Origin of the sequence: Streptomyces sp. CCM_MD2014 (assembly GCF_000772045.1) — a bacterium.
Lineage (GTDB): Bacteria > Actinomycetota > Actinomycetes > Streptomycetales > Streptomycetaceae > Streptomyces > Streptomyces salinarius.
On sequence record NZ_CP009754.1, the window covers coordinates 6,914,050 to 6,933,751 of the forward strand.

21 protein-coding genes are annotated in these 19,702 nt (G+C 72.6%); 8 read left to right on the top strand and 13 right to left on the bottom strand.

Annotation, left to right across the window (positions count from 1 at the left end):
• Nucleotides 1-7 precede the first annotated feature (7 nt).
• The gene (locus tag NI25_RS30780) at nt 8-1,105 is read left to right on the top strand and encodes a zinc-binding dehydrogenase (protein WP_061445584.1); all 1,098 of its coding nucleotides are present in this window, start codon (nt 8-10) and stop codon (nt 1,103-1,105) included.
• 91 nt (nt 1,106-1,196) lie between these two features.
• Here NI25_RS30780 and NI25_RS30785 read toward each other — a convergent pair whose 3' ends face one another.
• The 3 genes from NI25_RS30785 to NI25_RS30795 form a co-directional block, all read right to left on the bottom strand.
• On the bottom strand, nt 1,197-2,171 hold the full coding sequence (locus NI25_RS30785; protein ID WP_061445585.1) for a DMT family transporter: 975 nt from the start codon (nt 2,169-2,171) through the stop codon (nt 1,197-1,199).
• A 163-nt stretch (nt 2,172-2,334) separates the two neighbouring features.
• Complete coding sequence (locus tag NI25_RS30790) at nt 2,335-3,054, bottom strand: ArsR/SmtB family transcription factor (RefSeq protein ID WP_061445586.1); 720 nt, start codon at nt 3,052-3,054, stop codon at nt 2,335-2,337.
• Between the two features lie 46 nt (nt 3,055-3,100).
• A complete protein-coding gene (locus NI25_RS30795; protein ID WP_061445587.1) occupies nt 3,101-3,742 on the bottom strand; it encodes a TetR/AcrR family transcriptional regulator in 642 nt (213 codons plus the stop codon).
• Nucleotides 3,743-3,845: 103 nt separating this feature from the next.
• Here NI25_RS30795 and NI25_RS30800 point away from each other — a divergent pair, with 103 nt between their 5' ends.
• The 3 genes from NI25_RS30800 to NI25_RS30810 all read left to right on the top strand — a co-directional run bounded on the left by NI25_RS30800 (nt 3,846) and on the right by NI25_RS30810 (nt 6,078).
• On the top strand, nt 3,846-4,997 hold the full coding sequence (locus NI25_RS30800; protein WP_061445588.1) for an acyl-CoA dehydrogenase family protein: 1,152 nt from the start codon (nt 3,846-3,848) through the stop codon (nt 4,995-4,997).
• Between the two features lie 61 nt (nt 4,998-5,058).
• Entirely contained in the window at nt 5,059-5,373 is a 315-nt protein-coding gene (locus NI25_RS30805) for a YiaA/YiaB family inner membrane protein (RefSeq protein WP_061445589.1), read from the top strand.
• A gap of 60 nt (nt 5,374-5,433) precedes the next feature.
• On the top strand, nt 5,434-6,078 hold the full coding sequence (locus NI25_RS30810; protein WP_061445590.1) for a TetR/AcrR family transcriptional regulator: 645 nt from the start codon (nt 5,434-5,436) through the stop codon (nt 6,076-6,078).
• Here NI25_RS30810 and NI25_RS30815 read toward each other — a convergent pair.
• A complete protein-coding gene (locus NI25_RS30815; RefSeq protein WP_061445591.1) occupies nt 6,069-6,530 on the bottom strand; it encodes a MaoC family dehydratase in 462 nt (153 codons plus the stop codon). The genes NI25_RS30810 and NI25_RS30815 overlap by 10 nt on opposite strands.
• Before the next feature lie 131 nt (nt 6,531-6,661).
• Between NI25_RS30815 and soxR the strand changes: the two genes are divergently transcribed.
• A complete protein-coding gene (soxR, locus tag NI25_RS30820) occupies nt 6,662-7,189 on the top strand; it encodes a redox-sensitive transcriptional activator SoxR (RefSeq protein ID WP_061445592.1) in 528 nt (175 codons plus the stop codon).
• 28 nt (nt 7,190-7,217) lie between these two features.
• On the opposite strand, the gene NI25_RS30825 is transcribed toward soxR, so the two are convergent.
• Nucleotides 7,218-7,979 (bottom strand): 3-keto-5-aminohexanoate cleavage protein, encoded by a 762-nt coding sequence (locus tag NI25_RS30825; protein WP_061445593.1) that lies wholly within the window; start codon nt 7,977-7,979, stop codon nt 7,218-7,220.
• A 175-nt stretch (nt 7,980-8,154) separates the two neighbouring features.
• Nucleotides 8,155-8,757, bottom strand: a complete 603-nt coding sequence (locus tag NI25_RS30830) for a hypothetical protein (protein WP_061445594.1) — start codon at nt 8,755-8,757, stop codon at nt 8,155-8,157.
• A 222-nt stretch (nt 8,758-8,979) separates the two neighbouring features.
• Here NI25_RS30830 and NI25_RS30835 point away from each other — a divergent pair, with 222 nt between their 5' ends.
• Nucleotides 8,980-11,787, top strand: a complete 2,808-nt coding sequence (locus NI25_RS30835) for a penicillin acylase family protein (RefSeq protein WP_061445595.1) — start codon at nt 8,980-8,982, stop codon at nt 11,785-11,787.
• A gap of 220 nt (nt 11,788-12,007) precedes the next feature.
• Here the strand turns inward: NI25_RS30835 and NI25_RS30840 are convergent, their stop codons facing one another.
• Nucleotides 12,008-13,270, bottom strand: coding sequence for an exo-beta-N-acetylmuramidase NamZ domain-containing protein (locus NI25_RS30840; protein WP_199561053.1), 1,263 nt, complete (start codon nt 13,268-13,270; stop codon nt 12,008-12,010).
• A 178-nt stretch (nt 13,271-13,448) separates the two neighbouring features.
• Between NI25_RS30840 and NI25_RS30845 the strand changes: the two genes are divergently transcribed.
• On the top strand, nt 13,449-14,219 hold the full coding sequence (locus tag NI25_RS30845) for an SDR family oxidoreductase (RefSeq protein WP_061445597.1): 771 nt from the start codon (nt 13,449-13,451) through the stop codon (nt 14,217-14,219).
• Between the two features lie 149 nt (nt 14,220-14,368).
• On the top strand, nt 14,369-14,962 hold the full coding sequence (locus NI25_RS30850) for a TetR/AcrR family transcriptional regulator (protein WP_061445598.1): 594 nt from the start codon (nt 14,369-14,371) through the stop codon (nt 14,960-14,962).
• Here the strand turns inward: NI25_RS30850 and NI25_RS30855 are convergent.
• The 6 genes from NI25_RS30855 to NI25_RS30880 all read right to left on the bottom strand — a co-directional run bounded on the left by NI25_RS30855 (nt 14,901) and on the right by NI25_RS30880 (nt 19,676).
• A complete protein-coding gene (locus NI25_RS30855; protein WP_061445599.1) occupies nt 14,901-15,833 on the bottom strand; it encodes a LysR family transcriptional regulator in 933 nt (310 codons plus the stop codon). The genes NI25_RS30850 and NI25_RS30855 overlap by 62 nt on opposite strands.
• Before the next feature lie 210 nt (nt 15,834-16,043).
• Nucleotides 16,044-17,258, bottom strand: a complete 1,215-nt coding sequence (locus NI25_RS30860; RefSeq protein ID WP_061445600.1) for an acyl-CoA dehydrogenase — start codon at nt 17,256-17,258, stop codon at nt 16,044-16,046.
• 5 nt (nt 17,259-17,263) lie between these two features.
• Complete coding sequence (locus NI25_RS30865) at nt 17,264-18,289, bottom strand: phosphotransferase family protein (protein ID WP_061445601.1); 1,026 nt, start codon at nt 18,287-18,289, stop codon at nt 17,264-17,266.
• Nucleotides 18,290-18,403: 114 nt separating this feature from the next.
• The gene (locus tag NI25_RS30870; RefSeq protein WP_061445602.1) at nt 18,404-18,733 is read right to left on the bottom strand and encodes a DUF202 domain-containing protein; all 330 of its coding nucleotides are present in this window, start codon (nt 18,731-18,733) and stop codon (nt 18,404-18,406) included.
• Nucleotides 18,734-18,735: 2 nt separating this feature from the next.
• On the bottom strand, nt 18,736-19,128 hold the full coding sequence (locus tag NI25_RS30875; protein WP_061445603.1) for a YidH family protein: 393 nt from the start codon (nt 19,126-19,128) through the stop codon (nt 18,736-18,738).
• 32 nt (nt 19,129-19,160) lie between these two features.
• On the bottom strand, nt 19,161-19,676 hold the full coding sequence (locus tag NI25_RS30880) for an NUDIX hydrolase (RefSeq protein ID WP_061445604.1): 516 nt from the start codon (nt 19,674-19,676) through the stop codon (nt 19,161-19,163).
• Nucleotides 19,677-19,702 lie beyond the last annotated feature (26 nt).

The window sequence follows — 19,702 nt, forward strand, 5'->3', positions numbered from 1 at the left end:
TCACCTCATGGCCGTCCGTACCGCAGTCCGTGCCGCCGTCGTACCCGCCGTAGGCGCCCCGCTGGAGGTCACCGGGATCGAGCTGCCCGAGCCCGGCCCGGGGCAGGTCCGGGTGAAGCTGGCCGCCGCCGGCGTCTGCCACTCCGACCTGTCCCTGTCCAACGGCACCATGCGGGTGCCGCTGCCCGCCGTCCTCGGTCACGAGGGCGCCGGCACCGTCGTGGCGGTCGGTGAGGACGTCACCCACGTGGCCCCCGGCGACGACGTGGTCCTCAACTGGGCCCCGTCCTGCGGCGCCTGCCACGCCTGCTTGCTGGGCGAGGTGTGGCTGTGCGCCAACGCCCTGGCCGGCGCCGCCGACGTACACGCCCACCGCGCCGACGACGGCACCGACCTGCACCCCGGACTGAACGTCGCCGCGTTCGCCGAGGAGACGGTCGTGTCCGCGTCCTGCCTCCTGCCCGCCCCCGAGGGCATCCCCCTCACCGAGGCCGCGCTGCTCGGCTGCGCGGTCCTCACCGGCTACGGCGCCGTCCACCATTCGGCGAAGGTCCGCGAGGGCGAGACGGTCGCGGTCTTCGGCGTCGGGGGAGTCGGCCTCGCCACCCTCCAGGCGGCCAGGATCGCGGGCGCCTCGAAGATCGTCGCCGTCGACGTGTCCCCGGAGAAGGAGGAGCTGGCCCGCACCGCCGGCGCCACCGACTACCTCCTCGCCTCCGACACCACCGCCCGCGAGATCCGCGCCCTCACCGGCAAGCAGGGCGTCGACGTCGCCGTGGAGTGCGTGGGCCGCGCGACCACCATCCGCACCGCGTGGGAGTCCACCCGGCGCGGCGGTCGCACCACGGTCGTCGGCATCGGCGGCAAGGATCAGCAGGTCACCTTCAACGCCCTGGAGATCTTCCACTGGGGCCGCACCCTCTCCGGCTGCGTCTACGGCAACGCCGACCCCGCCCGCGACCTCCCGGTCCTCGCCGCGCACGCCCGCGCCGGCCGCCTGGACCTCGGCGCCCTGGTCACCGAGCGCATCGCCCTCGACGGCATCCCGGCAGCCTTCGAGAACATGCTCGCGGGCAAGGGCGGACGAGCGCTGGTGGTCTTCTGACCCGTCTTCTGCCCCCTGCCGAGAAGGCGGGGGCGTGGCGCGGGACGCACGACGCGGCGCGGACGCACGACGCGGCGCGGGCGGGCGGGTGCTACGCCCGCCCCGCGTCCTCGCGCCGCGGTTCCGTCGCGGGCTCGGCACGTTCCGCGGCCGCGGCCGGGCGCCTGCGCGAGCGGGACACCGCCACGCCCGCCAGGCACAGCGCGCCGCCCGCCAGCGTGAGCAGCCCCGGCACCTCGCCCAGCGCCAGCCACGACATCAGCACGACCAGGGCGGGCACGGCGTACGTGGTCGCGCCCATGCGGCCGGCGGTCGTACGGGCCAGCGCGTACGCCCACGTGGTGAACGCCAGCGCCGTCGGGAACACGCCCAGGTAGACCATGTTGAGCGTCGCGGAGACGGGCGCGTCGGCCGCCTCCGCCACCAACTGTCCCGTGAACGGCAGGCAGAGCACCGCCCCGACCAGGCAGCCGAACGTCGTCACCTGAAGGGCGCTCGCGCGGGCCAGCGCGGGCTTCTGCGCGACCACCCCGCCCGCGTACGCCACCGCGGCCAGCAGGCACAGCACCACCCCGAGCAGCGAGGAACCTCCCTCGCCCGACATGGACAGGCCCACGGTCACCGCACCGGCGAACGACACCGCCATCCCGGTCAGCAGCCGCGGCGGCAGCGCGTCGCCCAGCAGCCGGGCGCCGAGCAGCGCGATGAGGATCGGCCCGACGTTCACGACCAGGGCGGCCGTACCGGCGTCCACCTGCTGCTCGCCCCAGTTCAGGGCGACCATGTAGAAGCCGAACCACAGCAGGCCCGATATCGCGATCCCGCGCCAGGCCGAGCGCGGCGGCAGTCCCTCGCGGCGCACGAGGCAGATCGCTCCGAGCGTCAAGGCGCCCGCCAGCAGCCGGCCGAGTGCCAGCGCGCCGGGTGAGTACGCCTCGCCCGCGCTGCGGATGGAGACGAAGGCGGAGGCCCACAGCACGACGGTGACGGTGGCCGCGCCGGCCGCGAGCAGTTCGGGGCGACGGTGCCAGGGGGCGGGAGAAGACGTGCGGGTGGTGCTCATCATGCTCCTGAGGCTAGGCAGCGGGAGTCGCTCCCGCTGGCGGATTTCGGACCGTGAGCCGGTGCGTACGTGCCGGCTCACGGTCCGGGCGGTGCCGACGCCGGTCTGATGCGACGGGCCGGCGTGGGGTCTGGTGCGCGTGGTCGCGTCGGACGGGGGGCCGCGCTCAGCGCAGCGCCCCCGCGTCGATGCCCAGCAGTTCGGACAGCGCCCGCTCACCCTCCGGTGTCACCTTCACCGCCCGTTCCGAGCCGATGCGCAGGCACCAGCCCGTGTCCAGGGCGTGCCGGCACAGGGCCGCGCCCGCCACGCCCGCGAGGTGCGGACGGCGTTCCGTCCAGTCGAGGCAGGCCCGGGCCAGCGGCCGGCGACCGGTGGGCCGCAGCGGGATTCCGGCGGCCTCGAACCAGCCGAGCCCCGCGTCCGTGAGCGCGAACCCCGTGTCCTGGCGCAGCAGCCCGCGCCCGGTCAGCGCGTCGGTCACCGCGATGCCCAGCCGCCCCGCGAGATGGTCGTAGCAGGTGCGCCCCCGGGCCATCGCGGACCCGGCGCTCGACGCCCTGAGGGTGCGCGGGCGCCGGGCGGCGGCCTCGGGCGCGACCTGGGCCGCCAGGTCCTCCACGAGCTGCGCGATCCGGTCGTCGGCCAGCCGCACGTACCGGTGCCGCCCCTGCCGTTCCTCGGCGAGCAGGCCGCCCGCCACGAGCTTGCCCAGGTGCTCGCTGACCGTCGACGCGGCGACCCCGGCGTGCCGGGCCAGCTCACCGGCGGTCCACGCCCGCCCGTCCAGCAGGGCCAGCAGACAGGCGGCCCGCGTCTCGTCGGCGATCAGCCCGGCCAGCCGGGCGAGGCCGGGTGCCTCGGTGTTCCTGTCCCTCGCGGTCATGCGTCCAGGATGCGTCACGCACGTTTCGGCGAGCGCCGAACCGTCCTCAGGCGTCCTGCGCGACCTGCGCGTACTGCTGCGCCAGCCCGTCCAGCAGCGCCGTCAGGCCGGTTTCGAAGGCCCGCTCGTCGATCTTCTCCTGCTGCTCGGCCAGGAGGTGGGCCTGCTGGAGGTGCGGGTAGTCGGCGGGGTCGTAGGCACCGGCGTCGGTCACGAAGCCGCCGGCGAAGGAACCGAGCGCCGAGCCCATGATGAAGTACCGCATCAGCGCGCCGATGGACGTGGCCTGCGCCGGGGGCCAGCCCGCGCGGACCATCGCGCCGTAGACGGCGTCCGCGAGGTGCAGCGCGGCCGGGCGGCGGCCGGGCCCGTGGGCCAGCACCGGGACGATGTTGGGGTGGTCGCGCAGGGCCGATCGGTAGGAGACGGCCCAGTCGTGCAGCGCGGTCCGCCACTCCCGCCCGTCCTCGAACATCGACAGGTCGACCTGCGCGCTCACGGAGTCGGCGACGGCCTCGAGGATCTCGTCCTTGGTGCGGAAGTGGTTGTAGAGCGAGGGCCCGCTGACGCCCAGTTCCGCGGCGAGCCGGCGCGTGGAGACGGCCGCGAGGCCCTCCGCGTCCACCAGCGCGCGGGCCGTCTCGACGATCCGGTCGGAGCTGAGCAGGGGCTTGCGCGGTCGGGCCATGGCGCACATAGTAGGGCTGCGAACAGAAACTAGCAGTGCTAATTTAAATGTACGGCTTTCAATGTACCGCTTCCAAGATCTCTTTCCTGTGGGGTGACTCGGCATGAACCTGGAGCTCAGCGAGGAGCAGAGCGCCGTACGGCGGCTCGCCCGGGACTTCGTGGCGCGGGAGATCACCCCCCATGTCGTCGCGTGGGACCGCGCCGAGGAGGTGGACCGGGGCATCGTGAAGAAGCTCGGAGAGGTCGGCTTCCTCGGCCTCACCATCGACGAGGAGTACGGCGGCAGCGGCGGCGACCACCTCTCCTACTGCCTGGTCACGGAGGAGCTGGGGCGCGGCGACAGCTCCGTGCGCGGGATCGTCTCTGTCTCTCTCGGCCTGGTCGCCAAGACTGTCGCGGCCTGGGGCAGCGAGGAGCAGAAGCGGCGCTGGCTGCCCGGCCTCACCTCCGGCGAGTACGTCGGCTGCTTCGGCCTGACCGAGCCCGGCACCGGGTCGGACGCCGGTAACCTCACCACCCGCGCGGTGCGCGACGGCGACGGCTACGTCATCAACGGCACCAAGACGTTCATCACCAACGGCACCTGGGCCGACGTGGTCCTGCTCTTCGCCCGCTCCACGGACGCCCCCGGCCACAAGGGCGTCTCCGCCTTCCTCGTCCCTGCCGACACGCCCGGCCTGACCCGCCGCACCATCCACGGCAAGCTCGGGCTGCGTGGCCAGGCGACCGCCGAACTGGTCCTGGAGGACGTCCGCGTCCCCGCCTCCGCGATGCTCGCCCCCGAGGGCAAGGGCTTCTCGGTCGCCATGTCGGCCCTCGCCAAGGGGCGGATGTCGGTCGCGGCCGGCTGTGTCGGCATAGCCCAGGCCGCGCTGGACGCGGCCGTGAAGTACGCGGGGGAGCGCGAGCAGTTCGGCAGGACCATCGCCCACCACCAGCTGGTGCAGGAGCTGATCAGCGACATCGCCCTCGACGTGGACGCGGCCCGGCTGCTGACCTGGCGGGTCGCCGACCTGATCGACCGGGGGCAGCCCTTCACCGTCGAGTCCTCCAAGGCGAAGCTCTTCGCCTCCGAGGCCGCCGTCCGTGCCGCCAACAACGCCCTGCAGGTCTTCGGCGGCTACGGCTACATCGACGAGTACCCGGCCGGCAAACTGCTGCGCGACGCCCGTGTGATGACCCTCTACGAGGGCACCAGCCAGATCCAGAAGCTCGTCATCGGGCGTGCGCTGACCGGGGTCTCGGCGTTCTGAGTACCCGACCTGAGTATCCCGGCGGATGTGGCCGGTGCCACGTCCGCCGACCCTTGTCCCCATGAATGACACACCGGTCAAGCAGCAGAGCACGGCGGCCTTCTACGGGCAGGCCGTCGCCTCGTTCGCGGTGGCCATGGCCGCCACCGCCATCGGCATCTACCAGCTCCAGGCCGACGCCTGGGTGCGGGCCTTCCTCGCCATCGCCGTCCTGTACCTGGTCACCTCCGCCTTCACACTGGCCAAGATCATCCGGGACCGGCAGGAGGTCGGCCAGATCGTCAGCCGGGTGGACCAGGCACGGCTCGACAAGATCCTCGTCGAGCACGACCCCTTCCAGAAGCCGGGCGGCACCCCCGCGGGCCAGCGCCCCTAAGCGGCCGCTCACCTTCGGCGGTATGGTGGTGCTCCTGTCACCGAGAGGGGCGAACACGCGATGAGTACGGCGGCCGAGACGACGGGCGGCGACATCGAGCCGTGGGAAGAGGTCACGCCTGACGCGGCCCGGCGGCTCCTGGTCGCCGCCGTGGAGGCGTTCGCCGAACGCGGGTACCACGCGACCACGACCCGCGACATCGCCGGACGGGCCGGTATGAGCCCGGCCGCGCTCTACATCCACTACAAGACCAAGGAAGAGCTGCTCCACCGCATCAGCCGCATCGGTCACACCCGGGCGGTGGCCATCCTGCGCTCCGCGGCCCAGGGCGAGGGCGGCGCGGCCGAACGGCTCGCCGACGCCGTGAGCTCCTTCGTCCGCTGGCACGCCGGACGGCGTACGACCGCGCGGGTCGTGCAGTACGAGCTGGACGCGCTCGGTCCCGAGGCCCGGGAGGAGATCCTCACGCTGCGCCGCCAGTGCGACGCCGCGGTGCGCGGGATCATCGACGACGGCGTGGCGACGGGCGAGTTCGACGTGCCGGACGTCAAGGGCACCACGCTGGCCGTGCTGTCGCTCTGCATCGACGTGGCCCGCTGGTTCAACGTGAACGGCCCCCGGACACCCGACGAGGTCGGCGCGCTCTACGCCGACCTCGTGCTGCGGATGGTGGGGGCCGAACCTGCGGGGGCGGCTCAGAGGTAGTAGCGGGAGACCGACTCGGCGACGCACACCGGCTTGTCGCCGCCCTCGCGCTCCACGGTGAAGGCGACGCTCACCTGGACTCCGCCCGTGACGTCCTCGACACCGGTGATCGTGGCCGTGGCGCGCAGCCGCGAGCCGACCGGCACGGGGGAGGGGAAGCGGACCTTGTTGGTGCCGTAGTTGACGCCCATCTTCACGCCCTCGACCCGGATCAGCTGCGGTCCGAAGAGCGGGAGCAGCGACAGGGTCAGATAGCCGTGCGCGATCGTGCTGCCGAACGGCCCCGCGGCCGCCTTCTCCGGGTCCACGTGGATCCACTGGTGGTCCCCGGTCGCCTCGGCGAACAGGTCGATCCGCTTCTGGTCGACCTCCACCCAGTCGGTGTACCCGAGTTGCTCGCCCACCGCCGCCCTCACCTCGTCGGCGGACGCGAAGATCCTCGGCTCTGCCATGTCCCGGCCTCCCAAGTCGTACTGGTCCCAGCGAGTCTGTGTCAGTCTAAGCGACTGCTTAGCATGGTGGTCCTCGCAGTCCGTGTCAACGAGCCCGCCGGACGAGTGGCCGGGTCGGTAGGGTTCGAGGGGTGCCCCAGATTCCAGAGAAGCTCCAAGAGCTCACGGTCGGCCAGCTCGCCGCACGCAGTGGTGCCGCCGTCTCCGCCCTGCACTTCTACGAGTCCAAGGGCTTGATCCACAGCCGGCGCACCTCGGGCAACCAGCGCCGTTTCAGCCGTGACACGCTGCGCCGGGTGGCCTTCGTCCGCGCGGCGCAGCGGGTCGGCATCCCGCTGGCCACGATCCGCGAGGCGCTCGCCGAACTGCCGGAGGGGCGCACGCCCACCGCGGACGACTGGGCCCGGCTCTCCGAGTCCTGGCGCTCCGAGCTGGACGAGCGCATCAAACAGCTCAACCGGCTGCGGGACCACCTCACCGACTGCATCGGCTGCGGCTGCCTGTCCCTGGAGACCTGCGTCCTGTCCAACCCCGACGACGCCTTCGGCGAACGCCGCGCCGGCTCCCGGCTGCTCGTGGAGCGGCGCGGTTCCGCCGCCAAGGGCGGCCGGCGGCCGAGCGGCGCCCGGGAGCCGGAAGTGCCGTGCTGCGGCGACTGACCGCGCGGTGACCCGGCCCGGCCTGCCGTCAGCCGCCGTCGCGGCCGGAGGTGCACTCCGCGTCGCGGCGGGCCGAGGTCCACTCCCTCAGCGCCGCGGTGACCAGTTCGGCGTTCGAGGCGGCCCGGCTGCCGTCCGGCAGGAACAGGGTGTCCTCCAGACCGATCCGGGTCGCCAGGCCCAGCCGGCCGGCCAGCCGCAGCACCGGCCACGCCCCGCCGTCCTCGCCGTGGAGCAGGACGGGGCGGCCGTGAGCCGTGCCGAGCCCGGTCAGCAGGGCCCGCGCCGAGCCGCGCGCGGTCGCCGGGTCGTTGTCCGTGACCTCCGCGAGGACCCGCAGCACCTTCGGCGCGAGCGGTGAGCGCAGGAACCGGTCCGCCCCGTCCGTGCCGGACCAGACGCCCGCCTCCACGGCCACCCCGCGTTCGAGCAGCGCGGCGGCCGTCTCCTCGGCGCCCGGCTCGTGCCAGTTGACCGACGCATGGTCGGGCAGCACCGTCCAGCTTCGGATCCGCGCCACCCGGGCCGCCGGATCGGGTTCGGCCCAGGCGCCCGTCGTGACCCCGACCGGCACACGGGCCGGCAGCCGCGCCCGAACCGCCTCCAGCGTCGCCGCGAGCACACGCGGCGACAACGTGTCCCGCCCGCACGGTGTCTTCGGGTGGACATGGACGTCCGTGGCCCCGGCGGCGACCGCTTCGGCCGCCGAGTCCGCGACCGCCTCCGGCGACAGCGGCACCACCGCGCCGTCGGCGCTGCCCCGCGCCCCGTTCGCACACAACTGCACCATTCCCCCATGTTGCCGGGCGCCACTGACAACGCCGTCGGGGCTGCCTCCCGCGCCCATCGGGCAGTGGGGGAGTGCCCGCCGGGCCCCGCGGCGCGGGCGCCATGGGCCGAACGACGCCCCCGGGTGCCGTACGGCCACCGGGAGTGCGGCATCCCCGGCGCACTCCCGCGGCCGGCTACGCCGACATCAGCAACCGGCCCCGGCGGGCGGCCGCCCGCGCGTCCGGAGTGAGGACGGGACGCGGCACGAGGATGCCGCAGTCCGTGCAGACCGGACCCGTCGAGGGCTCGTGGTCCAGGCCGTACTTCCACACGAGGCGCTCCCCGTCGCACACCGGGCACACCGACCCCGGCTCACGCTCCAGCGCGGAGATCAGCCGGCGCAGCACCTCCGCCAGCGGCCCGTCGGGGTGGACCCGGGGGTCGTCGCACCAGGCCACCCCGAACCCGCCCCAGGTCAGCCGGTGCCAGTCGTCCACGCTGCCCGGCCTGCGCAGCCCGTCGTGCTTCTCCTTCCTGCGCCGCTCCGCGAACCCGACCTCGTAGGCCAGCCACACCGAGCGCGCCTCCTCCAGCTCCTCCAGTGCGGCCACGAGCCGCGCTGGGTCGGGGGAGCGGTCCTCGGGACCGAACCCGGCCCGGGAGCAGAGATGGTCCCAGGTCGCCCTGTGCCCATAAGGGGCAAAACGTTCAAGGCACTTGCGCAGCGAATAGCGCCGCAGCGCCAGGTCGCACCGTGGATCGCGGACCTGTCTCGCCAGACTTCGGAAACCGGCCATCGCCCTGCACCTCCGTCACACCTGCACCTGTACTTCGCTCACTTCGGCGTCGTCGTACGGACGTCGCCGAATAGACGTATCGACAACCGATTCGGCTCCATCCGATTTCCGATGCCCCCCATAAGCCGATCCACCCGCTCCAAAAAAGTGACGCATGTTCACCTTCCCAGTCGGGGATACCGGCGGTAACGTCCCGCCACACCCCCGTCGGGAGGAGCTGCCATGCCACGGCGCACCCCACGCAACGCCCTCGACAGACTGAGAACTCCCCGCGGCCTCCACGGGTTCCTGAAGACCGCATCCGTATGCGCCCTCATTGCCGGAGCTTTGTCACCGCTTTCCCCGGCGATGGCCGCCGGGACCGGATCCACCGAGGTCACGGCCGTCGAGGCCGCCGCCAACGACCACTGCGGCGGCCAGTGTTCCGACATCCTGCCGCCCGGCCAGAACGGCAACGCCACCCTCGCCCAGATCCTCCTCAACCAGGCGTTCGGCACCCAGCCCGCGCATGCCGAGGACCAGCTCGGCCCCTACGCCGGCCTCGCCACCGGCTACCGGGGCCTCACCAACGACAAGATCAACACCTTCTTCAACGACGCCTCCTTCGGCGTCCCGGACGGCCAGGTCGCCTCCACCGTCCGCCCCGCCGGACGCGACGACGTGACCATCGTCCGCGACAAGAAGACCGGCGTGCCGCACATCACCGGCACCACCCGCTACGGCACCGAGTTCGGCGCCGGCTACGCGGCAGCACAGGACCGGCTGTGGCTCATGGACCTCTTCCGGCACGTCGGACGCGGCCAGTTGACCCCCTTCGCCGGCGGCGCCCCCGCCAACCAGGGCCTGGAGCAGCAGTTCTGGCGCAGCGCCCCCTACACCGAGGCCGACCTGGAGGCGCAGATCGAGAGCGCCGCCGCCAAGGCCGGAGAGCGCGGCGAACGCGCGCTGGCCGACGTCGACGCCTACGTCGCCGGGGTCAACGCCTACATCGACGCCTCCGACAAGGGCCGCTACTTCCCCGGCGAGTACGTCCTGACCGGCCACAAGGACGCCATCACCAACGCCGGCACCATCGAGCACTTCAAGCGCACCGACCTGATCGCGCTGGCCTCCGTCATCGGCTCCCTCTTCGGCGCCGGCGGCGGCGGCGAGGTCAACAACGCGCTCTCGCTCCTCGCCGCCCAGGAGAAGTACGGCGTCGCCGAGGGCACGAAGGTCTGGGAGTCCTTCCGCCAGCGCAACGACCCCGAGGCCGTCCTCACCCAGCACGACGGCAGCTTCCCGTACCTGCCCGCCCCGGACGACCCGCAGGGCCGCGCCCTGCCCGACGCCGGGTCGGTCGAGGCGGAACCGCTGGTGTACGACCGTACGGGCAGCGCCGGCGCGGCGAGTGCGACCGGAGCCTCCGCCAAGGCGGCGGACACCGCCGTGACCTCGGCGCGGCGGGGCATGTCCAACGCCCTCGTCGTCAGCGGCGAGCACACCGCGAGCGGCCACCCCGTCGCCGTCTTCGGACCGCAGACCGGCTACTTCGCCCCGCAACTGCTCATGCTCCAGGAGATCCAGGGTCCCGGCATCAGCGCCCGCGGCGCCTCCTTCGCGGGCCTGAGCATGTACGTCGAACTCGGCCGCGGCCAGGACTACGCCTGGAGCGCGACCACCTCCGGCCAGGACATCATCGACACCTACGCGGTCGAGCTGTGCCAGGACGACTACCACTACCTCTACCGCGGCACCTGCACGCCCATGGAGAAGGTCGAGCGGCACAACGCCTGGAAACCGACCGTCGCCGACTCCACCGCGGCCGGTTCCTACACGATGCGCGTCTGGCGCACCAAGTACGGCCCCGTCGAGTCCCGCGCCACGGTGGACGGCAAGAAGGTCGCCTACACCACCCTGCGCTCCTCCTACCTCCACGAGGCCGACTCCATCATCGGCTTCCAGATGCTGAACGACCCGGACTACCTCGACAGCCCCGAGCGATTCCAGAGCGCCGTCCAGCACATCAACTACACGTTCAACTGGTTCTACGCCGACTCCGAGCACACCGCGTACTACAACAGCGGCGACAACCCGGTGCGCGCGGACGGCGTCGACGCCGAGTTCCCGGTGTGGGCCCGGCAGGCGTACGAGTGGCGGGGCTGGGACCCGGCCGCCAACACCGCCCGGTACACCGGCGCGTCCGCCCACCCGCAGTCGGTCGACCAGGACTACTACATCTCCTGGAACAACAAGCAGGCCGAGGACTACCCGGCCGCCTCCTGGGGCAACGGCTCCGTCCACCGCGGCGACCTTCTCGACGACCGCGTGAAGAAGCTGGTCGCCGAAGGCGGCGTCACCCGCACCGCGCTGGTCAAGGCCATGGCCGAGGCGGCCCTGGCCGACCTGCGCGCCGAGGACGTCCTGCCCGACCTGCTGAAGGTGGTCGAGTCCGCGCCGGTGACCGACCCGGCGGCGAAGACGGCCGTGGACCGGCTCAAGGCGTGGCTGTCCGCAGGCGGCCTGCGCACGGAGAGCTCGGCGGGCTCCAAGAAGTACGCGCACGCCGACGCGATCCGCACCCTGGACGCCTGGTGGCCGCTGCTGGTGAAGGCCGAGTTCGAACCCGGCCTGGGCGCCGAGCTCTACACCGCCTTCACCCGCAACCTGCCCGTCGACGAGTCCCCGTCCGCCGCACACGGCCCGACCGGCGCCCACGCCGGCAGCGCCTTCCAGTACGGCTGGTGGAGCTATGTCGACAAGGACATCCGGGCCGTGCTCGGCGAGTCCGTCGAGGGCCCGCTCGCGCACACGTACTGCGGGGGCGGCGACCTCGCCGCCTGCCGGGACACCCTGGTCTCCACCCTGAAGGAGGCGGCGGGCCGCACGGCCGCCCAGGTCTATCCCGGCGACGACAACTGCTCGGCCGGAGACCAGTGGTGCGCCGACTCGGTGATCCACCGCACCCTCGGCGGCATCAAGCACGGCGGCATCGGCTGGCAGAACCGGCCGACCTACCAGCAGGTCGTGGAGTTCAACAGTCACCGGTAGCGACGGGGTGACCCCACCCGGCCGGACAGGGGTTGCGCGTCGCGAGAGCCAAGCACGCGCGACCCCCATGGCCCACCGGCAACCGGGCGGGTTCCGTCCCGGCTGGTGCTGAGAGCGTCAGTCTCCATCACTCGCAGAGTGGCTGAGCCGCTTGGGCCGGGAATCCCTCACTGCGGCGCGGGAGGGTTCAAGTCCCGCCGGTGACCGGCCTGCCCGGCGCCTACTTGTAGAGCAGGTACTGGCGGCGGGTCCTGCGGAACGCCGCCAGTTCCCTCTCCCAGCCGTCCACCACCTCGTCGGTGTCCGCGCCCGCGTCGATCATCGTGCGCACCCGCGTGGACCCGGTGAGCTTGTCGATCCAGTTGTCCGACCGCCAGGCGAAGCCCTCCCAGGTCCGCTTGGCGGTCACCAGGAGGGCGATGCCGGTGCGCACCGGGTCGAAGGCGGCCCGGTCGTGCACATGGAGCTGCACGCCACCGACGGTCTTGCCCGCGAACTTGGAGAAGGTGGGCGCGAAGTACGCCTCCCTGAACCGCACACCCGGCAGACCGGCCTCGTTCGCGGCGGCGGCCCAGCGCCCGTCGATCCCCTCGGCGCCCAGCAGTTCGAACGGGCGGGTCGTGCCGCGTCCCTCGGAGAGGTTCGTCCCCTCGAACAGACAGGTCCCCGAGTACACCAGCGCGCACTCCGGCGTCGGCATGTTCGGGCTCGGCGGCACCCAGGGCAGCCCGGAGGCGTCGTAGAACTCCGAGCGTTTCCAGCCGGTCATCGTCACCGTCTCCAGCGGCACCGGCGACTTGAGGAACTCGCCGTTGAACAGCAGCGCCAGCTCGGCGACCGTCATGCCGTGCGCCTGCGCGATCGGCTGCCGCCCGACGAAGGTGGCGAACTCCTTGTGCAGGACGGGCCCGAGGGCCGCCCGCCCGGTCACCGGGTTCGGCCGGTCCAGGACCACGAACCGCTTCCCCGCGAGCGAGGCAGCCTCCATGCAGTCGAACAGCGTCCAGATGTACGTGTAGAAGCGCGCACCCACGTCCTGGATGTCGAAGACGACGGTGTCCACGCCGGACGCCGTGAACACGTCCGCGAGCGGCTGCCCGCTCTTGAGGTACGTGTCGTAGACCGGCAGCCCGGTCGCGGGGTCGTCGTAGCGGCCCTCGGAGCCGCCCGCCTGCGCCGTGCCGCGGAAGCCGTGCTCGGGGCCGAAGACGGCGGTCAGGTTCACGCGGTCGTCGGCGTGCATGACGTCGACGATGTGGCGCACGTCCCGGGTGATGCCGGTCGGGTTGGTGACGATGCCGACCCTCTGCCCGTCGAGCGGGGCGTAACCGCCGTCCACGAGGCGCTCGAAGCCGGTGCGCAGGGGGCGGCCCCCGTGCCCCGCGGGTGCCGCGTGTGCCGTGCCCGCCGACACGGCGGCGGTGGTGGTGCCGGCCGCGACGGCGGCCGTCGTGGCGAGCAGGTTGCGTCTGGACAGCGTCATGCGGTGACCTCCGTGATCGCGGCGGGTGTCATGCGCACGCACGCTAACCCGCGCTCGGGCCGCAGGGAATGGAGTAGACCGCGGTTCGCCTCTTCCGCCGTACATACCGACTGGTTAGTCTGTCGCTGCAAGAGGGAGCGAGCAGTGCCCGAGCCGTGTCGCGTGTCGAAGGAGACCGATGGTGGAAGCCGTGCAGGATGCCGGAGTCGTCGTCACCGGGGCGGGAGGCGGCATCGGGGCCGCGCTGGCCCGCCGCTTCGCCGCCGAGGGGGCCCGGGTCGTCGTCAACGACCTGGACGCCGACCGGGCGAAGGCCGTCGCCGACGAGATCGGCGGCGTCGCGGTCCCCGGCGACGCCTCCGCGATCGTCACCGAGGCCCGCGACGCGCTGGGCGGCACGGTCGACGTGTACTGCGCCAACGCGGGCGTCGGATGCGGCGGTTCGGAGGCGGCGGAGGAGTCCGTCTGGGCACTCGCCTGGGACGTCAACGTCATGGCCCACGTCCGCGCGGCCCACGCCCTGCTCCCCGACTGGCTGGAGCGCGGCAGCGGCCGCTTCGTCTCCACCGTCTCCGCCGCCGGACTGCTCACCATGATCGGCGCCGCCCCGTACAGCGTCACCAAGCACGGCGCCTACGCCTTCGCCGAGTGGCTGTCCCTGACCTACCGCCACCGCGGGATCAAGGTCCACGCCATCTGCCCGCAGGGCGTGCGCACCGACATGCTGGCCGCCACCGGCAGCGCCGGCGACCTGGTGCTCCGGCCCACCGCGATCGAACCGCGGGACGTCGCCGACGCCCTGTTCCAGGGCATCGAGGAGGACCGCTTCCTGATCCTGCCGCACCCCGAGGTCGCCGGGTACTACCAGGCGCGGGCCGCCGACCCCGACCGCTGGATGCGCGGCATGAACCGGGTCCAGCGGCAGTGGGAGGAAGCGACGGCCGGGTGACGGCCCGCCCTGCGCCCGCCCCGTGCCGGGCGCCCTGCCCGACGTGCCGAAGCCGGAAAGTGGGAAGATCCTCCGTCGGGAACCGCGTTCCCCTACGCGGCAGGACCCGACAGTGAACGGACAGTGAAACGGAAAGGCAGGTGACGGCAGTGCCCAGGACCACGGACGGGGACGGCACTCCGGTGCCGCAGCGGCTCCTGGCCGCCGCCACCCGGCTCTTCGCCGAGCAGGGCTACGACCGCACCTCGGTACAGGAGATCGTCGAGGCGGCAGGCGTCACCAAGGGGGCGCTGTACCACTACTTCGGCTCCAAGGACGACCTCCTGCACGAGGTGTACGCGCGCGTGCTGCGCCTCCAGCAGGAACGCCTGGACGCCTTCGCGGACGCCGACGAGCCGGTCGAGAAGCGGGTGCGGGACGCGGCGGCCGACGTCGTCGTCACCACCATCGAGAACCTCGACGACGCGTCGATCTTCTTCCGCTCCATGCACCAGCTGAGCCCGGAGAAGAACAAGCAGGTGCGCGCCGAGCGCCGGCGCTACCACGAGCGCTTCCGGGCGCTCATCGAGGAGGGGCAGCGGACCGGCGTCTTCACCAAGGAGGCCCCGGCCGACCTGGTGGTGGACTACCACTTCGGCTCCATCCACCACCTGTCCACCTGGTACCGCCCCGACGGCCCGCTCAGCCCGCAGGAGGTCGCCGACCATCTGGCGGACCTGCTGCTGCGGGCGCTGCGTCCGTGAGGCGCCCGGTGAGGTGATCGGCCAGGGCCGCGGCCGCGGGATTGCGCGGCCGCGGCCCGCGCCCGGCCAGCACCACGGTCCGGCCCGGCTCCGGCTGCCGGATCTCCACACACGGCAGCCCGGCGCGCTCACCGATCCGGCGCGGCACGAACGCCACGCCGGTCCCGGCCCGCACCAGGTCGACCAGCAGCCCGATCTGGGTCACGTCACAGGTGATGCGGCGCTCCAGACCGCAGTGGGCCGCGAGCCGCCGTACGGCCGTCTCCAGGCCGGTGCCCGCGCGGAAGTCGACGAACGGCTCCCCGGCGAGGTCCCTGACCAGCGTCCGCCCCGCCGCGGCGAGGGGATGGCCCACAGCGGTGATGAGCACCAGCTCCTCCTCCCAGGACGCGTACGGGGTGAGCCCCTCGGCCAACGCGCCCGCGTCCGGCACGAGATACGCGAGATCCAGCTCCCCCGCGCGCAGCGCGTCGGACAGCTCACCGACCGGCGCGTCCCGCACCGACACCTGGACGCCGGGGAACCGGCGGTGGAACGTGGCCAGTTCGGCGGGCAGGTCGACGCAGGTGAGCGTCTGAATGGTGCCGATGGCCACCCGTCCGGTGGCCAGCCCCGTCACCGCCGCGACGGCCTGCCGGGCGTCCTCGGCGCCGGCCAGCAGCGCACGGGCCCGCGGCAGCAGGGCGCGGCCCGCCTCGGTCAGCACGACCCGGCGGCCGGTGCGGTCGAACAGGTCGGCGCCCAGTTCCCGTTCCAGGTTGCGGACCGAGGTGCTGAGCGCCGACTGCACGATCAGTTCGCGGCGCGCGGCGGCGGTGAAGCCGCCTTCGGTGACGACCGCCATGAAGTGGCGGAGCTGACGGATCTCCATCCGCCCACTCTAGGAAGAGCCGATCGATTCTGGAGATGGGTCCCAGCGAAACCATCTGTTGGACCGCTGCCCGGTCCGCGAGCCAGCCTGAGGGCATGACTCGCAGACCCTCGCCCTGGCCCCGTCTCGTCGCCTTCCTCCGTGCCCTCGCGCGCGCCGACCACCACTACTCGGGCGGCTATTGACGGCTGCCGACCGGTCCGCCAGGGGTCAGAGGTACTTCTTGATCTCCCGGCGGGCCAGCGAACGCTGGTGCACCTCGTCCGGGCCGTCGGCGATCATCAGCGTCCGCGCACCCGCGTACAGCTCGGCCAGCGGGAAGTCCTGGCTCACGCCGCCCGCACCGTGCAACTGGATCGCCCGGTCGATGATGTCGACCACCGCGCGGGGCGTGGCGATCTTGATGGCCTGGATCTCGGTGTGCGCACCCCGGTTGCCGACGGTGTCCATCAGCCAGGCGGTCTTCAGCACCAGCAGCCGCAACTGCTCGACGGTGACCCGGGCGTCCGCGATCCAGTTGTGGACCACGCCCTGCTGGGCCAGCGCCTTGCCGAAGGCCTCGCGGGACACCGCGCGGCGGCACATCAGCTCGATCGCCCGCTCCGCCATGCCGATCAACCGCATGCAGTGGTGGATCCGGCCGGGGCCGAGCCGGGCCTGGGCGATGGCGAAGCCGCCGCCCTCCTCGCCGATCAGGTTGGACACCGGCACGCGCGCGTGGTCGAAGGTCACCTCGGCGTGGCCGCCGTGGTAGTGGTCCTCGTAGCCGAAGACCTGCATCGCCCGGTTGACCGTCACCCCGGGCGTGTCGCGCGGGACCAGCACCATCGACTGCTGGCGGCGGATGTCCTCGCCGTCGGGGTCGGTCTTGCCCATCACGATGAAGATCCTGCAGTCGGGGTTCATCGCCCCCGAGATGTACCACTTGCGGCCCGTGACGACGTACTCGTCGCCGTCCCGCTCGATGTGCGTGGTGATGTTCGTGGCGTCGGAGGAGGCCACGTCCGGCTCGGTCATCGCGAACGCCGAGCGGATCTCTCCATCGAGCAGCGGCTGAAGCCACTGCTTCTTCTGCGCCTCGTCGGCGAACTGGGCCAGTACCTCCATGTTCCCGGTGTCCGGCGCGGCGCAGTTCGTCGCGGTCGGCGCCAGCTGCGGGCTGCGGCCGGTGATCTCGGCGAGCGGGGCGTACTGCAGATTGGTGAGGCCGGCGCCGTGCTCGGCGTCGGGGAGGAACAGGTTCCACAGCCCCTGGCGGCGGGCCTCGGCCTTGAGGTCCTCCACGACCTGCGGGGTCTCCCACGGGGAGGCGAGCCGGGCGCGCTGCTCGTGGGCGACCTGCTCGGCCGGGTAGACGTACTCGTCCATGAAGGCGAGCAGCCTGGCGCGGAGTTCCTCGGTGCGTGCGTCGTACGCGAAGTCCATGGGGGTCAGCCCTTCTGAAGGGTGGTCAGGCCGTGCTCGATGAAGACGGGGACGAGGTCGCCGATGCGGTCGAAGCCGCGGCCGACCGTCTGGCCCAGCGTGTAGCGGTAGTGGATGCCCTCCAGGATCACGGCGAGCTTGAACCACGCGAACGCCGTGTACCAGGCGACCGTGGTGACGTCGCGGCCCGAGCGGGCGGCATACCGCTCGATCAGTTCGGCGGGCGCGGGGTGGCCGGCGGCCTGGGCGGTGGTGGAGACGGGGGAGTCGGGCATGCCGAGCGGGCTGCTGTACATCACCAGCAGGCCGAGGTCGGTCAGCGGGTCGCCGAGCGTGGACATCTCCCAGTCGAGGACGGCCCGGATCTCGTCGCCCTCGCCGCCGATCAGGACGTTGTCGAGGCGGTAGTCGCCGTGCACGACCGTGGGGGCGGGGGAGCGGGGCAGCTCCCGGCCGAGGGTGGCGTGCAGTTCGTCGATGCCGGCCAGGTCGCGGTTGCGGGAGGCGTCGAGCTGCTTGGCCCAGCGGCGCAGCTGGCGGTCCAGGAAGCCCTCGGGGCGCCCGAAGTCCGCGAGGCCCACCTCGGCGGGGTCCACCGCGTGCAGCCCGACCAGCGTGTCGACCAGGTTCAGCACCGCGGCGCGGGTGCGCTCCGGGCCGAGGGGCGCGAGCTGCTCGGCGGTGCGGTACGGGGTGCCGTCCACGAACTCCATCACGTAGAACGGCGCCCCCAGCACCTCGTCGTCCTCGCACAGCAGCACCGGGCGCGGCACGGGCACGTCCGTCGGGTGCAGTGCGCTGATGACGCGGTGCTCGCGCCGCATGTCGTGTGCGGTGGCCAGGACGTGGCCGAGCGGAGGGCGTCGTACGACCCAGCGGGCGGTACCGTCCGACACGGCGTAGGTGAGGTTCGACCGTCCGCCCTCGATCAGTCGGCCGGACAGCGGCCCGGTCACCAGGCCGGGCCGCTCGCGGTCGAGCAGGACGCGCAACCGGTCGAGATCGAGTCCGGGCGGGTGGTCGGGGCTCATCGGCTCTCCCTGGGGCAGGTGAACGGTACCACCACATGATGCCGACCGGTCGGTATGTCGTCCAGTGGGCGGACGGAACGTGATCGGCGTTACGGGCGGGTCGGGCGCGGCTCCTCAGAGGACCAGGACCGCCCCGCAGGCGGCGAGGGCGAGCGTGCACAGAGCTGCGGCGGCGGCATGCGGCGCGGTGAGCGTACGGGGTCGGTTCGCAGCGGCCAGGGTGCGGATACGGCCGTGGGCGATGCGGAGGAAGGCCAGCCAGAGAGCGCAGCACAGGCCGGCGGCCAGCACCGAGGAGCCCGTCGCGCCTCCGTGCAGCGCGGCCTTCACGGCGAGTACGGCGACGACCGTGCCGGACAGGGTGGTGCGCCGCCAGGCGAGCCGGGTGCGTTCGGGCTGGAGTCCGGGGTCGCGGTCCGCGGGGTCCGCGTCGGCGCCGCTCACCCTCAGCCCTCCCAGCCGACGAGGACCACGACGACCATGACGACCGCGACCACGGCCACGACCAGGCTGAGCAGCGCCGGGAAGCGGGAGACGGGGAGGTCCTCGCCATGGCGCATGGCGCGTTCGCAGCGAGCCCAGTGGTTCACGGCCCGCAGTGAGCACAGCACCCCGGCGGCGAGCAGCGCGAGCGCGAGCCCGACCCGCCAGCCCCACCGCAGGTCGGGCAGGAACTGGTCCACCGCGAACCCGCCGCCGATCAGTGCGAGGGCGGTACGCAGCCAGGCCAGGAACGTACGCTCGTTGGCCAGCGAGAACCGGTAGTCGGGGGTCTTCCCTTCCCGCCGCACCTCCCCGGGCACGAACCACAACCGAACACTCCGCACGAAATCACTCACCAGGGGACCCTATCCGCCGGCCCCCGGACCACTCACCCCCGCCGAGCCCGCAGCCGCGCATACGCCGCCATCCCGTCGGGCACGAACTCCCACACCCCTTTCCCGACCCGCTCCTCCAACTCCTCCTCGGAGAGGAACCCGTACCACGCCACCTCCTCCACCTGAGGAGACACCGGCCCCGCCACCCGCACCTCGTACACCGCCGACCACCACGACCGTCCCGCCCCGTCGTCGTACAGGAACTTGAACAGGAACTGCGGCCGCGGCAGCCCGCTCACCCCCAGTTCCTCCTCCGCCTCCCGCAGCGCCGCGTCGTCGTAGGGCTCGCCCGCGCCCACCACCCCGCCGACGAACATGTCGTACAGCGCGGGGAACACCAGCTTCGAAGCCGTCCGGCGGTGGACGAACACCCGTCCCTCGGGGTCGCGCGCCCACACGAACACGCACCGGTGCCGCAGCCCCCGGTCGTACACGTCGCCCCGCCGGGCCCGTCCGACCACGCGGTCGTTCTCGTCGACGACGTCGAGGATCTCGTCAGCAGAATTCATCCGCCCATCCAAACAGCCCGCCCGTC

Coding starts and splice junctions, on each gene's coding strand:
- NI25_RS30830 (WP_061445594.1), bottom strand. CDS start 8,757: ATGGCCGGTTTCCGAAGTCTGGCGAGACAGGTCCGCGATCCACGGTGC.
- NI25_RS30810 (WP_061445590.1), top strand. CDS start 5,434: ATGAGTACGGCGGCCGAGACGACGGGCGGCGACATCGAGCCGTGGGAA.
- NI25_RS30845 (WP_061445597.1), top strand. CDS start 13,449: ATGGTGGAAGCCGTGCAGGATGCCGGAGTCGTCGTCACCGGGGCGGGA.
- NI25_RS30785 (WP_061445585.1), bottom strand. CDS start 2,171: ATGATGAGCACCACCCGCACGTCTTCTCCCGCCCCCTGGCACCGTCGC.
- NI25_RS30790 (WP_061445586.1), bottom strand. CDS start 3,054: ATGACCGCGAGGGACAGGAACACCGAGGCACCCGGCCTCGCCCGGCTG.
- NI25_RS30880 (WP_061445604.1), bottom strand. CDS start 19,676: ATGAATTCTGCTGACGAGATCCTCGACGTCGTCGACGAGAACGACCGC.
- NI25_RS30855 (WP_061445599.1), bottom strand. CDS start 15,833: ATGGAGATCCGTCAGCTCCGCCACTTCATGGCGGTCGTCACCGAAGGC.
- NI25_RS30795 (WP_061445587.1), bottom strand. CDS start 3,742: ATGGCCCGACCGCGCAAGCCCCTGCTCAGCTCCGACCGGATCGTCGAG.
- NI25_RS30835 (WP_061445595.1), top strand. CDS start 8,980: ATGCCACGGCGCACCCCACGCAACGCCCTCGACAGACTGAGAACTCCC.
- NI25_RS30815 (WP_061445591.1), bottom strand. CDS start 6,530: ATGGCAGAGCCGAGGATCTTCGCGTCCGCCGACGAGGTGAGGGCGGCG.
- NI25_RS30865 (WP_061445601.1), bottom strand. CDS start 18,289: ATGAGCCCCGACCACCCGCCCGGACTCGATCTCGACCGGTTGCGCGTC.
- NI25_RS30800 (WP_061445588.1), top strand. CDS start 3,846: ATGAACCTGGAGCTCAGCGAGGAGCAGAGCGCCGTACGGCGGCTCGCC.
- NI25_RS30780 (WP_061445584.1), top strand. CDS start 8: ATGGCCGTCCGTACCGCAGTCCGTGCCGCCGTCGTACCCGCCGTAGGC.
- NI25_RS30825 (WP_061445593.1), bottom strand. CDS start 7,979: ATGGTGCAGTTGTGTGCGAACGGGGCGCGGGGCAGCGCCGACGGCGCG.
- NI25_RS30840 (WP_199561053.1), bottom strand. CDS start 13,270: ATGACGCTGTCCAGACGCAACCTGCTCGCCACGACGGCCGCCGTCGCG.
- NI25_RS30860 (WP_061445600.1), bottom strand. CDS start 17,258: ATGGACTTCGCGTACGACGCACGCACCGAGGAACTCCGCGCCAGGCTG.
- NI25_RS30805 (WP_061445589.1), top strand. CDS start 5,059: ATGAATGACACACCGGTCAAGCAGCAGAGCACGGCGGCCTTCTACGGG.